This is a genomic window from Algoriphagus sp. 10J20-15 (assembly GCF_055809615.1).
In genome coordinates, this window is record NZ_JBVVUG010000038.1 from 55,676 (window position 1) to 73,651 (window position 17,976).

The 17,976-nt window shown below is 39.5% G+C and carries 18 protein-coding genes, 1 tRNA gene, 4 pseudogenes and 1 riboswitch; of the genes and pseudogenes, 10 read left to right on the top strand and 13 right to left on the bottom strand.

Annotated elements, in window-relative coordinates; all coding sequences use genetic code 11:
• Nucleotides 1-13 precede the first annotated feature (13 nt).
• The gene (locus AC0L6R_RS16345) at nucleotides 14-775 is read right to left on the bottom strand and encodes a creatininase family protein (protein ID WP_473272162.1); all 762 of its coding nucleotides are present in this window, start codon (nucleotides 773-775) and stop codon (nucleotides 14-16) included.
• A gap of 173 nt (nucleotides 776-948) precedes the next feature.
• On the opposite strand from AC0L6R_RS16345, the gene AC0L6R_RS16350 reads away from it, so the two are divergent.
• The 3 genes and pseudogenes from AC0L6R_RS16350 to AC0L6R_RS16360 all read left to right on the top strand — a co-directional run bounded on the left by AC0L6R_RS16350 (nucleotide 949) and on the right by AC0L6R_RS16360 (nucleotide 3,342).
• Nucleotides 949-1,938 (top strand): isoaspartyl peptidase/L-asparaginase family protein, encoded by a 990-nt coding sequence (locus AC0L6R_RS16350; RefSeq protein WP_473272163.1) that lies wholly within the window; start codon nucleotides 949-951, stop codon nucleotides 1,936-1,938.
• Entirely contained in the window at nucleotides 1,935-2,678 is a 744-nt protein-coding gene (locus tag AC0L6R_RS16355) for a copper homeostasis protein CutC (RefSeq protein WP_473272164.1), read from the top strand. Before AC0L6R_RS16350 ends, AC0L6R_RS16355 begins: the two co-directional genes overlap by 4 nt.
• A 201-nt stretch (nucleotides 2,679-2,879) precedes the next feature.
• A pseudogene (locus AC0L6R_RS16360) lies at nucleotides 2,880-3,342 on the top strand (CBS domain-containing protein).
• A gap of 59 nt (nucleotides 3,343-3,401) precedes the next feature.
• Here AC0L6R_RS16360 and AC0L6R_RS16365 read toward each other — a convergent pair.
• From AC0L6R_RS16365 to AC0L6R_RS16380, 4 genes are all read right to left on the bottom strand, one after another.
• Complete coding sequence (locus tag AC0L6R_RS16365) at nucleotides 3,402-4,574, bottom strand: trans-sulfuration enzyme family protein (RefSeq protein ID WP_473272165.1); 1,173 nt, start codon at nucleotides 4,572-4,574, stop codon at nucleotides 3,402-3,404.
• 102 nt (nucleotides 4,575-4,676) lie between these two features.
• A riboswitch (SAM riboswitch) is annotated at nucleotides 4,677-4,779 on the bottom strand.
• Nucleotides 4,780-4,987: 208 nt separating this feature from the next.
• Nucleotides 4,988-5,548, bottom strand: coding sequence for an aminoacyl-tRNA hydrolase (gene pth / locus AC0L6R_RS16370; protein ID WP_283413826.1), 561 nt, complete (start codon nucleotides 5,546-5,548; stop codon nucleotides 4,988-4,990).
• A gap of 78 nt (nucleotides 5,549-5,626) precedes the next feature.
• Nucleotides 5,627-6,205, bottom strand: a complete 579-nt coding sequence (locus AC0L6R_RS16375) for a 50S ribosomal protein L25 (protein WP_283413827.1) — start codon at nucleotides 6,203-6,205, stop codon at nucleotides 5,627-5,629.
• Nucleotides 6,206-6,317: 112 nt separating this feature from the next.
• Nucleotides 6,318-7,244, bottom strand: coding sequence for a ribose-phosphate pyrophosphokinase (locus tag AC0L6R_RS16380; RefSeq protein ID WP_473272166.1), 927 nt, complete (start codon nucleotides 7,242-7,244; stop codon nucleotides 6,318-6,320).
• Between the two features lie 391 nt (nucleotides 7,245-7,635).
• Here AC0L6R_RS16380 and AC0L6R_RS16385 point away from each other — a divergent pair.
• The 4 genes and pseudogenes from AC0L6R_RS16385 to AC0L6R_RS16400 all read left to right on the top strand — a co-directional run bounded on the left by AC0L6R_RS16385 (nucleotide 7,636) and on the right by AC0L6R_RS16400 (nucleotide 12,422).
• Nucleotides 7,636-10,333 (top strand): annotated as a pseudogene (locus AC0L6R_RS16385) (M14 family metallopeptidase).
• A gap of 165 nt (nucleotides 10,334-10,498) precedes the next feature.
• The gene (locus tag AC0L6R_RS16390; protein ID WP_283413830.1) at nucleotides 10,499-11,215 is read left to right on the top strand and encodes an EcsC family protein; all 717 of its coding nucleotides are present in this window, start codon (nucleotides 10,499-10,501) and stop codon (nucleotides 11,213-11,215) included.
• Between the two features lie 269 nt (nucleotides 11,216-11,484).
• Nucleotides 11,485-12,021 carry an aminotransferase class V-fold PLP-dependent enzyme gene (locus AC0L6R_RS16395; RefSeq protein ID WP_473272167.1) on the top strand — a complete coding sequence of 179 codons (537 nt, stop codon included), beginning with the start codon at nucleotides 11,485-11,487 and terminating at the stop codon, nucleotides 12,019-12,021.
• A complete protein-coding gene (locus tag AC0L6R_RS16400) occupies nucleotides 12,018-12,422 on the top strand; it encodes a hypothetical protein (protein ID WP_473272168.1) in 405 nt (134 codons plus the stop codon). The genes AC0L6R_RS16395 and AC0L6R_RS16400 overlap by 4 nt, the downstream gene beginning before the upstream one ends.
• A 54-nt stretch (nucleotides 12,423-12,476) precedes the next feature.
• Here AC0L6R_RS16400 and AC0L6R_RS16405 read toward each other — a convergent pair.
• Nucleotides 12,477-12,552 (bottom strand) — tRNA-Gln (locus AC0L6R_RS16405).
• A gap of 390 nt (nucleotides 12,553-12,942) precedes the next feature.
• Here AC0L6R_RS16405 and AC0L6R_RS16410 point away from each other — a divergent pair.
• A complete protein-coding gene (locus AC0L6R_RS16410; protein ID WP_473272169.1) occupies nucleotides 12,943-13,113 on the top strand; it encodes a hypothetical protein in 171 nt (56 codons plus the stop codon).
• A gap of 54 nt (nucleotides 13,114-13,167) precedes the next feature.
• On the opposite strand, the gene rplI is transcribed toward AC0L6R_RS16410, so the two are convergent.
• The 4 genes from rplI to AC0L6R_RS16430 all read right to left on the bottom strand — a co-directional run bounded on the left by rplI (nucleotide 13,168) and on the right by AC0L6R_RS16430 (nucleotide 15,317).
• Nucleotides 13,168-13,611: a 50S ribosomal protein L9 gene (gene rplI / locus AC0L6R_RS16415; RefSeq protein ID WP_283413833.1), complete on the bottom strand. Its 444-nt coding sequence runs from the start codon at nucleotides 13,609-13,611 to the stop codon at nucleotides 13,168-13,170.
• 27 nt (nucleotides 13,612-13,638) lie between these two features.
• Complete coding sequence (rpsR, locus tag AC0L6R_RS16420) at nucleotides 13,639-13,890, bottom strand: 30S ribosomal protein S18 (protein ID WP_057937597.1); 252 nt, start codon at nucleotides 13,888-13,890, stop codon at nucleotides 13,639-13,641.
• On the bottom strand, nucleotides 13,887-14,258 hold the full coding sequence (gene rpsF, locus AC0L6R_RS16425; protein WP_283413834.1) for a 30S ribosomal protein S6: 372 nt from the start codon (nucleotides 14,256-14,258) through the stop codon (nucleotides 13,887-13,889). The genes rpsR and rpsF overlap by 4 nt, the downstream gene beginning before the upstream one ends.
• A gap of 129 nt (nucleotides 14,259-14,387) precedes the next feature.
• Complete coding sequence (locus AC0L6R_RS16430; RefSeq protein ID WP_283413835.1) at nucleotides 14,388-15,317, bottom strand: hypothetical protein; 930 nt, start codon at nucleotides 15,315-15,317, stop codon at nucleotides 14,388-14,390.
• A 17-nt stretch (nucleotides 15,318-15,334) separates the two neighbouring features.
• Here AC0L6R_RS16430 and AC0L6R_RS16435 point away from each other — a divergent pair, with 17 nt between their 5' ends.
• Nucleotides 15,335-15,925 carry a methyltransferase domain-containing protein gene (locus tag AC0L6R_RS16435; RefSeq protein ID WP_473272170.1) on the top strand — a complete coding sequence of 197 codons (591 nt, stop codon included), beginning with the start codon at nucleotides 15,335-15,337 and terminating at the stop codon, nucleotides 15,923-15,925.
• Here the strand turns inward: AC0L6R_RS16435 and AC0L6R_RS16440 are convergent.
• Both AC0L6R_RS16440 and apaG read right to left on the bottom strand, forming a co-directional pair.
• The gene (locus tag AC0L6R_RS16440) at nucleotides 15,914-16,645 is read right to left on the bottom strand and encodes an O-methyltransferase (RefSeq protein WP_473272171.1); all 732 of its coding nucleotides are present in this window, start codon (nucleotides 16,643-16,645) and stop codon (nucleotides 15,914-15,916) included. The genes AC0L6R_RS16435 and AC0L6R_RS16440 overlap by 12 nt on opposite strands.
• 49 nt (nucleotides 16,646-16,694) lie before the next feature.
• Entirely contained in the window at nucleotides 16,695-17,081 is a 387-nt protein-coding gene (gene apaG, locus AC0L6R_RS16445; RefSeq protein ID WP_283413838.1) for a Co2+/Mg2+ efflux protein ApaG, read from the bottom strand.
• Nucleotides 17,082-17,144: 63 nt separating this feature from the next.
• Here apaG and ung point away from each other — a divergent pair.
• Nucleotides 17,145-17,798 (top strand): annotated as a pseudogene (gene ung / locus AC0L6R_RS16450) (uracil-DNA glycosylase); the annotation flags it as partial.
• Nucleotides 17,799-17,840: 42 nt separating this feature from the next.
• Here the strand turns inward: ung and AC0L6R_RS16455 are convergent.
• Nucleotides 17,841-17,976: pseudogene (locus tag AC0L6R_RS16455) on the bottom strand (signal peptidase I); the annotation flags it as partial.

Genomic DNA, 17,976 nt, shown 5'->3' on the forward strand with positions numbered 1-17,976 from the left:
TGCTATGGACTAATTATTCGTAAAGGTTTCCAGCTTTTGCTTGGCAGATATCTACCATAAGTTGAGCCACTTTATCAGTCACGTCCTCAAGGTATTTCTTGCCATTTTCTGGTGAGGATTTTTTCGGATTACCAATTCCAGTATCTTCGGTGACTTCTGACCATTTCCGCTCTGCCCAAGCCCATTTCTCTTTTATTCCTTGAATTTTAGATTTTTTTTCCGCCCCATCTCCAGCTTGATCTAGCGGTAAAACCAACTCTGGATGTAGATGCATGATGATGGAAGTTTCCATTTCATCAGCATGGTCTCCCGCTTCTTCAAAGTATTTCGTTTTGTCCAGAGCCTGAAACCAATTACAGGTGAAAAGCATCATGTCAGGAAACTGCAGTCCCAGCTCACGAAGCATGGTCTTGAAATCATTTCCTCCATGGCTGTTTAGGATTAATAGCTTCTTGGTTCCCTGACGATCCAGCACAGTGATAATGTCTTTAAGAATTAATAGCTGCGTACTAGGATTCAGATTGATGTCCAGGTAGATGTCTGATTGCCCAGTGTTTACTCCAAATGGGATAGTAGGCATAATTGTGACATTGGATCCTTTTTCCCATGCTTTTCTTCCAGCTTCACTGGCTACAGCATCTGCTTCATAGACATCCGTACCATAGGGCATATGATAATTATGCGCTTCAGTTGCTCCCCAAGGCAACACAGCCAATTCAAAACGATGATCTTTTAGTGTTTTCCAGTTTGATTCAGCTAGTAGGTAGGGTTTCATATGTATTAGATTACTTGAGGTTGGTATAATGGAGATAATTTGATCAGTGATATTCTCGTTTTCAGTTGCCTTGGACGGCTTATTTCATCAACGGATTTTAAATGAAGTGAAGGATGGTTAGCCTAATTAGCTCCAATTTTAATAATTTGAGGCCTGATTCTAAATTAACTCGAATGTCACAAAGAAGAAAATTTATCAAGCAATCCCTAATGGGCTCTGCCTTATTTATACCTGAAGTATCATCTATAGCGGAAGCAAAAGCTCCTTCGCTTTTCAAAGGAGAAAAGCCCCTAATCCTCTCTACCTGGAATCATGGATTGCCAGCAAATGCTGCCGCGGTTGAAAAACTGAAGTCAGGAGGAAGTATTATTGATGCGGTTGAAACTGGGGTAAAGGATACGGAATTAGATTTAAGTAACCTTTCAGTAGGCTTGCAAGGCTTACCAGACAGGGAGGGGATTACCACTCTTGATGCTTCAATTATGTCTGGTGATGGCTCCTGTGGAGCTGTGGCTTTCGTGAGACAAGTGAAGCATCCGATTTCACTGGCGCGAGTGGTGATGGAAAAAACTCCTCATGTAATGATAGTAGGAGAGGGTGCCAAGCAGTTGGCTATTGCTGAAGGCTTTCCTATAGAGAAAGAGGAATTGAGCCCCGGCGCAAAAAAAGCCTACCTTAAATGGAAGGAAACTAGCCAATACAAGCCTGTGATCAATATTGAAAACCACGATACTATCGGAATGATTGGTATGGATGCGAAAGGCAATCTTGCGGGAAGTTGTACTACGAGTGGGCTTTCCTACAAAATGCATGGAAGAGTGGGAGACAGCCCGATTATTGGGGCTGGATTATTTGTAGATAATGAAGTAGGAGCAGCTACTGCAACAGGACTTGGCGAATCGATTATTAGGATTTGCGGAAGCTTTTTGATCGTTGAGTTAATGCGTCAGGGACGCACTCCTCAGGAAGCGTGTGAAGAAGCAGTTAGACGTTTGATTGCAAAAAACAGCAAGGATATTAAAGATATACAAGCTGGATTCCTAGCTATGAATAAAGATGGAGAAGTAGGGGCTTATGCCGTTCATCCAGGTTTCAACTTTGCACAAGCGACGCTGCAAAACAATGTAATGATTGAATCGGGTTCTCATTTCAAAAAAGGATGAGTAAAATAATCTTAGAATCTCCAGTGTTCAATGTTGAGGCAGCTTTAGATGCAGCTCAATTTGGAGTGGATAGATTGGAGCTTTGTGCTAATTTTCCGGAGGGTGGAGAGACGCCAAGCATAGGAATGCTAAAATTTCTAAAGACAGAGATAGATATTCCTGTATTTGTAATGATCCGTCCAAGAGGAGGGGATTTCGCATACTCTCAAAAGGAATTGATGGTGATGAAGCGCGATATAGAATTGCTTGGGGAGCATGGTGCTGATGGTTTTGTTTTTGGTGTTTTGGATAATCAGGGGTATGTGGATAGCGATTCTTGTAAAACTCTTTTACGAGCAGCCTCTGGAAAGCCATGTACTTTTCATCGTGCATTTGATGCTTCAGCTGATTTCTTTGATTCCTTGGAGAAAATCATTTCCTGTGGATTTGATAGAATATTGACATCTGGAGGTAAAAATTCTGTAACCGAAGGGATGGATACCCTGAAAGAATTACTCGTGAAAGCTCAGGATAGGATTAGTGTTATGCCAGGTGGAGGAACTAAACCAGCTCATGTGTTGGAGTTGAGGAAAACTGGATTTTTGCAAGAAATCCACGCTTCCTGCAAGACTAGAATTCCTTCAGCTAATCAATTTGTAAACCCAGATTTGTCATTCTCTGATGATCCACAATCATTCACACACCATCTTAGAATTGACAAGGAAGTGGTTGAACAATTTTTGAAAGTGATAGCAGAATAAGTCAAGTTACCTTCCTGTTTAATTAATTCAATAATGAGTCACTTAATTGTAAGTGACTCAATGTTTATAGAGGAGTTTAGTGTATTTTGAATTGCTGACGATTTTAAAAATATAGTACTGATTATATCTATTTTTTAAACTATAATTTTTAATTGTAGTATATATTCAGTAATTTATTCTTTCAACTTTAATTTTTAATTTATGGTAAAAAGTTATCAAGGGGTAAGGATGGCAGAGCCCAAAAAAGCCCCGATTCCACAAATTCTCGTCAAAGAGTATATGAGTACCAGTTTGATTACTTTCAAGCCAGATGATACCATCGATCAGGTGATGGAGGTTCTCACCAAGCGGAAAATTTCAGGCGCACCTGTAATAGATGCATCCGGTGGGCTGGTTGGCATTATCTCAGAAGTGGATTGTCTCAAGGAGATAATCAAAGGGAAGTATACCAATACACCGAAGTTTCCAGCAAAAGTAAGTGAACATATGTCCGTTGATGTGCTTACACTTTCTCCTGATTTATCAATATTCGATGCAGGCATCTTTATTTTTAGAACATAAAATCCGAAGATTCCCAGTAATGAAAGATGGCGTGCTTTTAGGTCAAATAAGCCTTAGTGATATAATCAGAGCATTCCCTACAATGAAACATACTACATGGTAAATAAAAAATTGGTTTAAAATGTAACATGCCCCTGAAGATAATGTATTCAGGGGCATTTTTTATTTGGAGGAGTCTATTGCTCTTTCCACATCTTGTATAATATCTTCGTAGTGCTCCAGCCCCACGGATAGTCTTACTAGTCCATCCGAGATCCCTACCTGAGCTCTTTCTTCAGTTGATAATTTGCTATGCGTAGTCGATGCTGGATGCGTCACTATACTTCGGCTATCTCCAAGATTTGCTGTAATGGAAATCATCTGAAGTTTGTCTATAAATCGCTGAGCACGTTGTACTCCGCCTTTCAGGTCAAGTGTGATCACACCGCCTCCCTGGCTCATTTGCTTTTTAGCTACTTCGTATTGAGGGTGTGACTTCAAAAAAGGATATTTTACGGCTAGCAATTCAGAGTTGCCTTCAAAATATTCAGCAACTTTCAGCGCGTTACTACAGTGTCTGTCCATTCTCAAGCCTAGGGTTTCCATACTCTTGGCAAGAATCCAAGCATTGAATGGAGAAATGGCAGGACCTGTATGTCTGGCAAAAAACTGCACTTCTTTCATCAAGTCGGCTTTTCCTAAGATCAAACCTCCAAGTACTCTTCCTTGACCATCAATGTATTTCGTCGCACTGTGAGTCACAATATGTGCACCCCACTTAGTTGGTTGCTGTAAGTATGGCGTTGCAAAGCAATTATCAACAACTAGGATTAGGTTGTGTGCAGCAGCGAATTTTCCAGCCCATTCCAAATCGATTATTTCCAAACCTGGATTGGATGGAGTTTCAATAAATAGCATTTTGGTATTGGGCTGTACGAGTTTTTCCCAGTTTAGATAATCTGAAATATCTCCGTAGGTAGAGGTTATCCCCCACTTCGGAAACACTTTAGTCAACAGCTGGTGCGTAGAACCAAATAGGGAACGGGCAGCTAGTACATGATCTCCTTGCTGAAGCAATGCGGCAATACTTCCAAACATCGCAGCCATTCCTGATGCGGTTGCAAACCCATCTTCAGTTCCTTCCGCTGCACAAACTTTCTCAATGAGATCACTGGAGTTGGGGTTGGCATACCTAGAATAGATATTTCCTTCTTTTTCATCAGCAAAGGTGGCTCTGGCTTCTTCGGCAGAGTCAAATGTAAAGCTAGATGTAAGGTAAATCGGAGCAGAATGCTCTCTCTGGCTGGATTTGGAAGGGGAGATCCGTACAGAATTAGTTTCGAAATGCTTACTCATTTATTGATCAGTTAATATTTTGACATGACTAATCAAGCAGATTTGAGAAAATCAAACCCAAAAGCGGTAAACGAACTAAAAGGGATTATTGTGAAGTAAGCCAATCTATAGTTCCCGCAAAGGGTAGGATTTGGCACCGTTCTCCGTTTCGGGATGGTTGCCAGAGGGTCATAGAGCCTAATCTCTCGCCTCTTCTTTATAAATCAGTTGCCTGAAGTGATGCAAAGAAAGACCTAGATTTGGGGAAATCCAAATCTTATTTAATCAATTATGATTATCCGCAATGTTGCCAGTCACCTGAGAATCTTTGCTTATCAGGTTGGAAGATCGTTGACCGATGTCGGGTCTTAAATTTAACATTACTTACATTGCTTTTGCCACGTTACTGGTTGAAAAGCGGATATGCATATTAATCAATCATTAAATTGATTCATGGTGCGATCAATTCCTGTCGCACAAAAACTTAGAGTCATTTCTATCGCTTTATCCATCATAGTGGGTAATTCAGCGAATTCATCTTGGGTGAATTTCCCTAACACAAAATCGACTTGTCTACCTTTAGGAAAATCGTCTCCAATTCCCATTCTCAACCTTGGGTAGTTTTGTCCTCCTGTAAGTTCTTCGATATTTTTCAAGCCATTATGACCAGCAGCACTTCCTTTGGGTTTCATTCGAAGTTTCCCGAAGGGAATGGCTACATCATCTACGATTACTAAGGTGTTTTCCTTTGGGATTTGTAGTTCTTTCATCCAGTAGTTCATTGCTTTACCACTAAGATTCATATAAGTGGTTGGTTTGATTAGGTGAATTGTTCTGCCTTTAAACTTGAATTCTGTTTTGAAGGCAAGACGATCACTTTTCCATGAGCATTGCTTCGCATCTGCAAGTCTATCCACGGTCAAAAATCCAATGTTGTGCCTGGTAAGTTCGTATTCTGGCCCTATGTTCCCTAGGCCTATGATTAAGTATTTCATCTTTTGTAGCTATCCGGCTTGAAAATAAAAAATCCTGCCCAGTTACGGGCAGGATTTTGAATGATTAAGAAGTTGAGATTATTCTTCTCCGCCTTTCTTGCCTCTAAGTGCTCTTGGAATACCAATAGTCACGATAGAAACATTTGGACTAGTAAGAATTTCAAAGCCTTCTACATTTAAGTCCTCAACCTTGAATGATTTACCTAAATCAAGGTTAGAAATATCAACAGGGATGACGTCTGGGAAATCTTTTGCAAGACCTTTAACTTTCAATACCCTAGTTTTTAATTCTAATTTACCACCTTTTGCAAGTCCTGGAGAGCTTCCTGATACTTTAACAGGGATCTCAAACTTGATAGGCTTGTCTTCTGCATATGCTACGAAGTCAGCATGCATCAGCATTTCACTAACTGGATGAAACTGTGCGTCTTTCAATACTGCCTTGATGATAGTTCCTTCGATATTCAAAGAAACCATATGAACTTCAGGAGTGTATATCAAGTCTCTGAATAGGATGATTGGAGAGTAGAAGTGAATCTGCTCTTTGATACCAGGTCCGTAAACCACGCAGGGAACATTACCTGATTCTCTCAATTCAGAAAGACTGGCACTGTCGAGATTTGCTCTTTTAAACCCTATAATCTCTAGATTTTTCATATGTAATTATTGATTTTTAATTGTCATATGGAATCTCGCATTATGGATTACATCCCTCCTTGAGATGCTTTTCCAAGCTCGATTTCATAGTGTATTTGTATTAAATTGGTTCTTATATAAACAAAGAACTGATAGTAGTATTTCCAGTCACGGCATGAATTGCCTTTGCGAAAAGATCTGCTACTGTCAATACTCTGATTTTGGATGATTGTTGTTTTGGGAAGATGGTGTCAGTGATGACCAATTCTTCTAAAACTGAGTTTTCGATGTTTTCGTAAGCTTTTCCTGAGAGAACTCCATGTGTTGCAATGGCTCTTACAGAATTAGCTCCTTTCTCCATGACCATTTCGGCTGCTTTGCAGAGTGTGCCTGCTGTGTCCACCAAATCGTCTACAAGTATAACGTCCTTACCCTCTACATCCCCGATTACTTGCATTGAAGCAATCTCGTTGGCTCTTTTTCTGTGCTTATCACAGACGACCATTTCTACTTCAAAATGCTTAGCATAAGCTCTGGCTCTAGCCACTCCTCCTACATCTGGTGATGCAAAAATCATGTCCGGCAGCCTTAGCGAATTCAAATAGGGCACAAAAATAGCTGATCCATTTAAATGATCCAAAGGTATGTCAAAAAAACCTTGAATTTGTCCGGCATGTAAGTCGCAAGTCATAATGCGATCTGCTCCTGCTGAAGTGATCATATTGGCAATTGCTTTTGCAGCAATACTAACTCGAGGCCTATCTTTCCTGTCTTGTCGGGCATATCCAAAATAAGGAATTACCGCACAAACTTTATACGCACTGGCTCTTTTGGCTGCATCTATCATCAGACATAGCTCCAAAAGATTATCGCTAGGCGGTGTAGTACTTTGGACCAAAAAGACCGTACAGCCCCTAATGGATTCATCAAAGCTGGGAGATAATTCACCGTCACTAAACTTAGAAAGGGTGAGATCACCTAGCTTTTTGCCATAGTTTTTAGCTACTTTTTGTGCAAGAGTTTGGCTGTTAGTGCCTGAAAAGATTTTAACCTCGGACATGGTTAGTTGTTTTTTTCGGGAAAGATGTGGAATGGATTTAAGATCAAAAGTAATAATTTTTGAATGGATGGCTATGATACTTGTTGTTGATTCAGAATATAATTTTGGTTTATGGGAGGATTAAGCACATTCTGAGAATTTTTATGTCGTACAAAATTTAATGGTACATGGAATAAATTTTGAAATTTATACAAAGCTCTACTTTACAGTTGATGTTTCTAATTATTGCTATTTCTTGATATTGAGTTACATCTTCTAATAGTTGTACTTTTTTTACTCAATTTTCCGATCCTGTAAAATTTCGATAAAACTGGCATTCATTCAATGATGGCCTCTTTTTTCATACTATTTTAGAATGCGAAATATCAGAATTATATCAACCCATATACATATGAGATTAAAAATTACACTAATAATACTGCTTACTTCTTTGACACTCGGAGTGTTTGCGCAGTCTGTCCCAACACCAAAATCCCACTTTGGTTTTAACATAGGAGATGATTACCAGCTTGCCAATTTTACTCAGACTGAGGCTTATTTTAAGAAAGTGGCTGATGCGAGTGATCGGGTGAAAATGCTTGAAATAGGCAAAACCGAATATGGGAGATCTCAGCCTATGATGATTGTGACGGCTCCAGACAACTTCGAAAAACTCGATCGATACAAGGAAATTTCACAGACTCTTGCGCATGCTGAAATAACAAAAGAGGAAGCAGAAAAACTTTCCATCGAAGGTAAACCAGTGATTTGGATCGATGGTGGTCTGCATGCTAACGAGGTGGTAGGTCCACACCAGTTGATCGAAACGCTATATCAACTAGCATCTAGAGATGATGCTGAGACTTTGAAAATCTTAGATAATGTCATTATTCTACTGGTGCATGCTAATCCGGATGGGATGGAAATCATGTCTGACTGGTACATGAGAAAAGAAGATCCAAAAGAGCGCGATCAAAATATCCCAATTCTCTATCAGAAATATGTAGGACACGATAACAACCGTGATTTCTATATGAATAATATGAGTGAGGCGGCAAATATGTCACTTCAGCAGTATGTAGAGTGGATTCCTCAGGTAATTTACAATCACCATCAGACTGGCCCGGCAGGAACCGTAGTGGCTGGCCCTCCATATAGGGACCCATTCAATCACGTGTTTGATCCGCTGATCATCACTAGTCTTGATGCAGTAGGCGCTGCTATGATCAATAGAATGCACCAAGAAGATCGGCCTGGCTATACCAGACTAGATGGATCAGTTTTTTCCACTTGGTGGAATGGTGGCTTGCGCACAACACCTTATTATCATAACATCATAGGGATACTGACTGAAATCATAGGCAATCCTACGCCTATGGAGATACCTTTGGTACCAGAGCGTTTGATTCCGAATAACGGAACTCCGTATCCGGTCACTCCTCAGGAATGGCATTTTAGACAGTCGATTGATTATTCAGTCTCCTTGAATTATGCAATCTTCAACCATGCCGTTCGTCACGGAGATGAATTGCTTATGAATATTTATTTGATGGGTAGGAAGTCTATTGACAAAGGCAGCCAAGATAACTGGACTATGTATCCTAAATATGCGCAAGCTGTCGAAGATGCATTCAAAGAAGCTCAGAAAAGCAAGGGAGATGAAAATAGCACTAGATCAAGATTCCCGACACAATTCTATGACACCGTTTATACAGACCCTGCTAATCGGGATCCTAGAGGTTATATTCTTTCTGCAGATCAATCTGATTTTCCTACAGCAGTGAAGTTCATGAATGCGCTGATCAAGTCGGGTATTTTGGTGGAAAAGGCTACAGAGGAATTTACTGTAAATGGTAAAACCTATCCTGCTAATTCATTTATCGTGAAAACTGCCCAAGCATTCCGCCCCCACGTGATTGACATGTTTGAGGCGCAAGATCATCCAAATGATTTTCTCTACCCTGGTGGACCTCCAATTCGTCCGTATGATGCATGCAGGCTGGACATTAGCTTTGCAAATGGGAGTGGAAGTAGATAAATTATACGAAGGTTTTGAAGGTCCATTTGAGCGAATCCCATACGGTGAAATCCAATCACCGCCTTCCAAAGTCCTTGCAAATGGTTCTGGTTATTTACTTGATGCCAGAAACAATAACAGTTTTATGGCAGTGAATGATTTGCTAAAAGCCAAAGTAAAGGTCTATAGAACTGTTGCTCCCGTCGATGGCTTGCCTATAGGCTCGTTTTATGTGAGTGGGGGTAAAAAGGAGTTGGAAGTGGCAGCCAAAGAGTATGGTGTGTATCCTGTGCCTGCCTCTATGCCCAAAAACGCTACCCAGATTCAACCAGCACGAATTGGTTTGTATGACTATTACGGTGGGTCTATGCCTTCAGGTTGGGTTCGTTGGATGATGGAGCAATTCCACTTTGATTACCAATTGATTTTCCCAGAAGAAATAAATGCTGGCGGTCTGAATGATAAATATGATGTTTTATTGTTTATCAGTTCAGGAATTCCTTCAGTTGGTTCTAGGGGCTATGGTAGATCACAACCCAAGCCAGAAGAAATCGATGAGAAGTATCGACATATGTTAGGGAGCTTCACGGCAGAAGAGTCTGTTCCTCAATTGAAAGAATTTATTGAAAATGGTGGTGAGGTTATTTCGGTAGGCTCAGCTACAGAACTTGCCTTTCACTTTGGATTGCCAGTAGAGGACGCACTTGTAGAAGTCGATGCCAATGGCAAAGCCAGATCGCTGAGCGGAGAGAAGTATTATGTGCCAGGTTCTGTGTTGGAAATGCACGTAGATAATTCTGTACCGATCAACTATGGGATGGGAGAAGAAGCTTATATCATGTTCAATAGAAGTCCGGTATTCAAATTGGCACCTTCTGCTGCAAATAAGGGGGTAAAACCAATTGCTTGGTTTGGAGAAGAGGAGCCATTGAGAAGCGGATGGGCATGGGGGCAATCCTATCTGAAAAATGGTGTCACCGCCTTTGAAGCTAAAATAGGAAAAGGAAAGTTCTATGCTTTTGGGCCAGAGATTACCTTCAGAGCTCAGTCACATGGTACGTTTAAGATGCTCTTCAATGGCTTATATAAATAGAATAGCAATTCTGTAAAAAGAAAAACCGCCTCTATCAAGGCGGTTTTTCTTTTTTAAAAGGTGCACTGGTTAAAAAGTTTAGAATGATTTATTACTTTCTTTAGTTATATGCGTATGCTATAATTGGCTAATTAAAACGCCAAATACTTTTAATATAGATATCAAATGGACTCGTATTTACATTATGCCCATGCCGAACTCGCGCTTTGGCAGTATAGAATGAAAAAGAAGCCAAGTCTCGGCGGGCGCTTAACGCATGGGGTACAGAATAAAATCAATAGCTGGATTCCTGAAAAAGTCCACAAAGTAGTGACAGCAGCCATTGAGAATATGGTGAAAGTAGTGCTTACTGGCTCGAGCTGGATTGTGCCAAAACCAGATGAGAGTTTGACTTTAAAGCAGCGGGAATTCAAAGTAAGAAGTAGAATCAAGTGGTATAGAAATACTGCTTCCGTTGAAGGCGCTGTGACTGGAGCTGGAGGAATATTGATGGGTTTTGCAGATTTTCCGGCGTTTCTGACGATCAAAATGAAGATGCTTTTTGATATAGCAGCTCTTTACGGTTTTGATACAAAAGATTTCCAAGAGCGTTTGTTTCTCCTTTATGTTTTTCAGCTAAGTTTCTCATCCCAGCACAGGAGGAATGATCTGATTGGGCTTATTGAAAACTGGGAAGAATATAGAAGTACTTTGCCAAAAGACTTCAAGGAGTTTGACTGGAAGACCTTTCAACTGGATTATAGAGACTACATCGACCTCGCCAAGCTAGCACAATTAATTCCAGTTGTGGGAGCAGGAGTGGGTGCAATAGCGAATTATCGCTTGACTGAGCATTTAGGTAGATATGCAATGAACGCATATAGATTACGTGTGTTAGAGTAATAGTTTGGCTTGGTCAAACTGTGTTTTAGTAATATGAAATAATTCAACGCGTATGGAATCTCAAAAACACCTATTCAGCCTTGATCCTGATATTCATTACCTCAACTGCGGCTATAAAGGACCGCTCATGAAGGTATCTGAGCAAGCTGCAATAGAAGCATTAATTCGAGAACGAAACCCCACTAGCATAGCTCCGGATAGACTCCTTTACAGGCGCCAAGGAAGTAAAAGGGAGGTTTGCTGATTTAGTAAATTGTGATCCCTTACAAGTGGCTTTGATTCCTTCCACTTCCTATGGCTTTGCTACAGCACTTGGTAATATTTCTTGTGAGCCTGGTCAGCATGCGATCGTTTTGGAGGATGAATTTCCAAGTGGGTACTTCTCTCTTAAAACCTGGTGTGACAAAAATCAAGCGATACTAAGGGTAATAGGTCCTGATAAGGATGCTTCTACTCCAGGAGAAAGTTGGAACAGGAAAATACTTGATAGCATAACTTCAGAGACAGCCGTGGTGCTGATGTCTTCTGTACACTGGATGAATGGTCTGAAATTCGATTTGGAGAGTATAGGTCAAAAATGTAAAACTGAGGGAGCTATTTTTATTGTAGATGGCACACAGTCTACTGGTGCTGCGGAGATGGACGTAAAGCGCTTTAAAATTGATGCCCTGATCTGTGCAAGTTACAAATGGCTCTTTGGCCCTTATGGGATTGGGATTTCCTTCTTTGGGCCAGCGTTTGATGGCGGAGAGCCTTTGGAAGAGTCTTGGTCAATCGTACCAATTCTCAGGATTTTGGCAATTTGACAAAATACGACCACGAGTACACAGAGGAGTCAGGGCGATACAATGTAGGCGAGATGAGTAATTTCATTCTTTTGCCTATGCTAAATGCCTCACTAAAGCAGATTAGCGAGTGGACGGTGGCGGAAATAGAGAAATATTGCAGTGAGCTCACTGCACCACTTTATGATTACTTGAAAAGCAGAAATGTGGTGCTTGAAGATGAACAATACACATCTTATCATCTTTTTTGCTTAAAACTTCCTGAGTATATTGATCCTGAGCTTTTGAAAAATAATTTGCTGGAAAATAGAGTTTCTGTTTCTAATAGAGGGGGGAATTTGAGAATTTCAGTGAATGTCTTTAATACCCCCGAAGATATAAATAGGCTAATCCAGGTGTTGGAGATGAGTAGGTTGTCTTAGGTCTCGACCAAACAAAAAAAAGCCGCTGAATTTTCAGCGGCTTTTTACTTTCTGTTGGTCTACCAGGGCCTCGAACCTGTGACTCTTCCTGAACCAAAATCAGACGTGTTGCCAGTTACACCATAGACCAGTTTTGGATGAGATTCCTTTTGGGGTCTCTTAAAGTGTCACAAAGGTAAAGTCTCTGGTTCTTTTTTTCCAAGCTAGCCCGAAAACATTTTTTGTGTTTAGGCTTAATTATCTTTTAATCAGCTGAAAATAAAGCGCTTTTAATTTTAGTGGACTCGTTTTTTTGTTTTTCAAACCATTAATTCTCTTTTTCAATAATTGAAAATATTTGGGTTTAAAATTGTGATATTGTTAATAGTGAGTGCGTTATGTTGCTTAATTAGAAATGTTTATTGATTTTTGTCGAAATATTGACAAACTATTAAACCATTATCTACTATGCAAGTTGACAAATTAGAAAAAACAGTGCCTGAGGTGGTACAGAAATTAACAAAAGTCGAAATCAGAAACTTTGGCTGCGGAATTATCTTGGTGCTGGGTAAGTTTCCAAAATGATCAGAATCCAGTAGGCGTAATCGAAAAAGGTCAGGCCGCTCTAGAGCTTTTCAAAGAAGCTAGAGAAAAAAATAGCAAGGCAGTTTCTAAAAAATTGGTAGAGAGCCTTGAAAAAGCATTGAATTAAACATAAAAAAACCCCGAGTGATCGGGGTTTTATTTTTATCAATGTTAGGAGTGATTATTCTCCAGATACGTTGAATTTTACGTTAGTTTTCACTTCTCTGTGAAGGTCAACTTCTGCAGCAAATTCTCCAGCACCATCAACTGGCGTATTGATAGAGATTTTCTTTCTGTCGATGTCGATACCTTGAGCTGCTAGTGCATCAGCAATCTGAAGAGTAGTTACTTTACCGAAGATTTTACCTGATTCACCGATTTTCGCTTTGATCTCTAACGTAAGAGCTTCAAGTTTTTCTGCGATATTCTGAGCTTCAGTTTTAATCTTTTCTGCTTTGTGAGCAGCTTGCTTGATATTCTCAGCAAGAATTTTCTTGTTAGATCCAGTGGCAAGTACTGCGAAACCTTGAGGGATCAAGTAATTTCTTCCGTACCCTGGCTTTACATCTACCAAGTCATTCTTATAGCCAAGACCTTTGATGTCTGTTTTTAGTATGATTTCCATTTGTAATGATCTTTTGTGATTGGACGATTATTTCAACCCATCGGTTACGAATGGCAACAACGCCAAATGTCTTGCTTTTTTGATAGCCTGAGCTACTTTTCTCTGGAATTTTGCAGAGTTACCAGTAAGTCTTCTAGGAAGAATTTTACCTTGCTCATTGACAAACTTCAATAAGAAATTTGGATCCTTGTAGTCAATGTACTTAATGCCGTGCTTTTTGAATCGGCAATACTTTTTTCTGATTTCGCCTCTATTGATTGGCTCGTTAACTAATGTCATTTGGTGGCTTCCTCCTTAGCTTCAACTTTTTTGTTAAACTCTCCTTTTCTTCTTCTTTCGGCATAAACAATTGAATGCTTATCCAAAACAGTAGTCAAGAATCTCATCACTTTCTCATCTCTTCTAAATTCTATTTCGAATTTGCGGATAAGGGTAGGATCGGCCTTGAATTCAACCATAACGTAGAAACCTGTAGTCTTTTTCTCAATGGTATAAGCCATTTTCTTAAGACCCCAATTTTCCACATTAATAACGTCTGCCCCCAGTTCTTTTAACAAGTTCACAAACTTGTCGACAGTATCCTTCATCTGAACATCAGATAAAACGGGAGTTAAAATGAATACCGTCTCGTAATTTCTTTGGAACATTTTTTTAATGTGTTTAAGGAATTTAATAAACAGGATGCAAAAGTAGGGTAAATACTCCTGTATTCCAAACAACTAGCTAAATCAAAAGGAGCTTATGTCTAAAAAAAAGCCTCCCGAAGGAGGCTTGAATTATTTCACTGTGAAAGTCTTTGAGCCGACTTGGTAGTTATCTACAAATATTATGACTTGATGAGTTCCGGATACATAATCAGAGCCTTTTTCATAGAAAAATGTCAATTCCTGCTCTGTGTTATCAAATATGACATCCTGCTTTACAGTATAGAATTTCTCCGCACCATCCATCATAAATGTTCCTGAACCTTTAGCAACATCAAAAATGGGCTGCTCATTTGGTGCTAAAACCTGTACATAGATATTTCTAGGTCCTTTTTCAGCTACTTTGTTGTCGGCTAGATTGAAGCTTACTTTGATTCGTTCGATCTGACGATTTCTAAAGTCTTTAGTAGTTTCTACTCGCTCTTTGCCCCGGGAATTGACAGCAGCAATTTCAATGTTTTCAGCTTTCAGCATAGACGCTACATTGACTTTAGCCTGAAGATCCTCCTTTTGAAGATTAAGTTGTGCGACTTCTTCTTCTATTTCAGCTTGGGTAGTTTTTAAATCTTGATTTTCTGTAAAAAGCTGTTGATTCAATGCACGTAATTCTAGGATTTCCTGATCTTTCTCAACGATCATAGAATTGTAACTTTTTATTTTTTCATTTAATGCGGTTATCTCTGCAGAGCTTCTTTGTCTTGACGTGTTTCTCTCGGCTATCAATTGATCACGGACCTCCTCAAGTGCCTGAACATCTCCTCCAAGTTTCTCGATTTCCTGAATTCTAAGATCTAACTGATAAGTGACAGAATCCAGACGCTTGTTCAGGTCATTGTTTTCAGTAGAAAGTAATAGGATCTCTTCTGTTTTTTTAGTTCTATCTATGTAATCCGTATAGAGTTTGATACCGCTTATGATTACTAGAAGTATCAATACAATAATTATAATATTTTTACCCTGATCTTTCTTTTGGGGCGTATTTTTTTCAAATTCAGTATTCATTAGAATAGGACGTTAGAATGACTTTTTTAGACAAAGATTATTGGACTGAAAGATACTCTGCTGGCAAAACTGGCTGGGATATTGGTTATGCTTCACCTCCTTTGGTACAATATTTAGACCAAATTAAAAATAAGAGCTTAGAAGTTTTGGTCCCTGGAGCTGGCTCAGGTTATGAAGTAGCTTATGCCATAAAAGAGGGCTTTAAAAATGTGCATATTTTGGATTTTTCAACTACTCCTTTGGCACGATTTGGAAGTATTCATCCAGAGTTTCCTGCTGATCAAATTCATCATCAGGATTTCTTTGAACATGAAGGTTCTTACGATTTGATATTGGAGCAAACGTTTTTTTGTGCTCTGGATCCTACATTGAGAATCAATTATGCTAAAAAAATGAAGGAGCTACTCAAGCCAAACGGAAAATTGGTGGGTGTTTGGTTTGATAAGGAATTTGACTTCGACGGACCGCCTTTTGGGGGTAAAAAAGATGAATACCTTAATCTTTTTGAACAATTTTTTACCAAAAAGACCATAGCTCCATGTTACAACTCAATTCCAGAGCGAATGGGGGCTGAAATATTTATGATATTGGAAAACTCAATAATCTAGGACGTACTCCGCTTTAGGTCCAGAATAATTAAAAAAAACAATCCCACACTCATAGAAATCTAAACTGAGCTTTACTTCTGGTTTCATTTTAATTTCCTTCCAAGCCAGTTCCATTTCTTTTGACCAATGTATATCGCCTATAGCGACGATGGAATGGGAATGGGTTTTTTTTAGGATTTGATCAAAATAATGAATGGTAGCTTCGTATGTATGTGTGGCATCTATGAGTACGAAATCCACATTTTGCAACATATTCAATGTGGCTGGGAGAGTGTTTCTAAGTTCTCCAACTTGTATGCGGATGTTTTTAAAATCTTGGTTTGGCTTGGCTACCCTTGCAATCTCATCTGCTCCTTCAAATGTAAAAAGGACTCCTTGAGTAACTTTAGATAGATATCTGCTTGTAATCCCCATGCATGTTCCTAGTTCTAATACAGTTGCCGCCGGGGTAAGTGTGCAGAAGTATTGGTACAGTTGGGCAAATTTTCTATTGCTTGTACTGAATTTTGTTATAGCAGAGACTTTTCTAAGAGTGGTGTTCACACTTTTTGAGCCTGCTCCAAAATCTGTGACTTCGATTATTTCATCAGAATTGAGAAGGTTCTGTCTATAAGCTTCAATTTCCAGGTCTTCTTCCTTTCTCGAATAAAAATAATGTTGAAGTCCCTGGTAGGTACTAAATAATAATGGAGACTGAAGTGAGTATTTATCCTCTTTCATTAGCCAATATCTGACAAAGGAAAGAAGTGGGTAAACTTTAGTAAGCAAATTAGTTTTGGAAGTAACTTGCGATCATTTGAAATTCCGGGATAGTCACATCAAACTTAGTTCCGTCAAAAAGTTTTTCCATACTGTAAACTCCAGTCATCTTGCCCAAGCCTGATTTGAGGTTGCAGCCTGATACATAGCTATGGGTTTCTCCAGGTTCTAAAATTGGCTGCTGTCCTACCACTCCGTCACCTTCAATAATTTTTTTAGTTTCTGCCGCATCAAAAATCTCCCATCTTCTTCGTAATAGCTGTACTGTTTGGCTGCTTTTGTTTTCAATAGTTACTTTGTAAGTAAATACGAAATGGTGCTGATGTGGACTTGAAAATTCTGATTGGTAAGTGACTTCAACACTAACCTGAATTCCAGATGTAACTGCTATTACCATAAAATAAAACAATTTAAAAGTTCGTAAAGATATGATTTATAGTCTTAATATCAATAAATACCAATGGTAGTAAATATAGAACCAAGCTGGAACGAGGCTTTGCGCAAAACATTTGAACAGAAGTTTTTTACAGACTTAGTTTCTTTTGTCAGAGACGAATATGCAAGCGCTAAGGTTTACCCACCAGGCAAAGAAATTTTTAGTGCATTCAATCATTGCCCTATAGACGAAGTCAAAGTTGTTATTCTGGGACAGGATCCATACCATGGTCCAGGGCAAGCGCATGGGTTATCCTTCTCTGTAAAACCGGGAGTTCCTTTTCCACCAAGTCTGCAGAATATTTTTAAGGAAATTGAATCTGATTTGGGGAAGCCAACGCCCGCAGATGGAGATCTTACCCGCTGGGCAGATCAAGGAGTATTTTTATTAAATGCGACCCTGACTGTAAGAGCTCATGAAGCGGGCTCACATCAGAAAAAAGGATGGGAAGAGTTTACAGATGAGGTGATCCGCACGATCAGTGATACTTGTGAAAACGTCGTGTTTTTACTTTGGGGAGCATATGCTCAAAAAAAATCAGCATTAATAGATTCTAGAAAACACTTAGTGCTGAAAGCTCCTCATCCAAGTCCGCTTTCATCATATCGCGGTTTTTTTGGGTGCAAACATTTCTCAAAAGCAAATGAGTATCTAATTGGTAAGGGTAAAAAAGCTATTGATCAGGTAGGAAAAGCCCTGAAATATTTCAGGGCTTTATGCTTAATTAATTCCGTTGAATATTCTGCTCCAGCGAATTTTGCTGAACATCGATTCATGCTTATCTAGAGAGAGCCATAGGAACCAAGCTTTGCCGACGATATGATCCTCAGGTACAAAACCCCAATAGCGAGAGGTG

Bases quoted from the DNA above. Each gene is read 5' to 3' on its own strand.
- AC0L6R_RS16355 (WP_473272164.1), top strand. From the start codon at position 1,935: ATGAGTAAAATAATCTTAGAATCTCCAGTGTTCAATGTTGAGGCAGCT.
- AC0L6R_RS16380 (WP_473272166.1), bottom strand. From the start codon at position 7,244: ATGTCCGAGGTTAAAATCTTTTCAGGCACTAACAGCCAAACTCTTGCA.
- AC0L6R_RS16390 (WP_283413830.1), top strand. From the start codon at position 10,499: ATGGACTCGTATTTACATTATGCCCATGCCGAACTCGCGCTTTGGCAG.
- rpsR (WP_057937597.1), bottom strand. From the start codon at position 13,890: ATGACATTAGTTAACGAGCCAATCAATAGAGGCGAAATCAGAAAAAAG.
- rpsF (WP_283413834.1), bottom strand. From the start codon at position 14,258: ATGTTCCAAAGAAATTACGAGACGGTATTCATTTTAACTCCCGTTTTA.
- apaG (WP_283413838.1), bottom strand. From the start codon at position 17,081: ATGGTAATAGCAGTTACATCTGGAATTCAGGTTAGTGTTGAAGTCACT.
- rplI (WP_283413833.1), bottom strand. From the start codon at position 13,611: ATGGAAATCATACTAAAAACAGACATCAAAGGTCTTGGCTATAAGAAT.
- AC0L6R_RS16440 (WP_473272171.1), bottom strand. From the start codon at position 16,645: ATGAAAGAGGATAAATACTCACTTCAGTCTCCATTATTATTTAGTACC.
- AC0L6R_RS16350 (WP_473272163.1), top strand. From the start codon at position 949: ATGTCACAAAGAAGAAAATTTATCAAGCAATCCCTAATGGGCTCTGCC.
- AC0L6R_RS16435 (WP_473272170.1), top strand. From the start codon at position 15,335: ATGACTTTTTTAGACAAAGATTATTGGACTGAAAGATACTCTGCTGGC.
- AC0L6R_RS16365 (WP_473272165.1), bottom strand. From the start codon at position 4,574: ATGAGTAAGCATTTCGAAACTAATTCTGTACGGATCTCCCCTTCCAAA.
- pth (WP_283413826.1), bottom strand. From the start codon at position 5,548: ATGAAATACTTAATCATAGGCCTAGGGAACATAGGGCCAGAATACGAA.
- AC0L6R_RS16375 (WP_283413827.1), bottom strand. From the start codon at position 6,205: ATGAAAAATCTAGAGATTATAGGGTTTAAAAGAGCAAATCTCGACAGT.
- AC0L6R_RS16430 (WP_283413835.1), bottom strand. From the start codon at position 15,317: ATGAATACTGAATTTGAAAAAAATACGCCCCAAAAGAAAGATCAGGGT.
- AC0L6R_RS16345 (WP_473272162.1), bottom strand. From the start codon at position 775: ATGAAACCCTACCTACTAGCTGAATCAAACTGGAAAACACTAAAAGAT.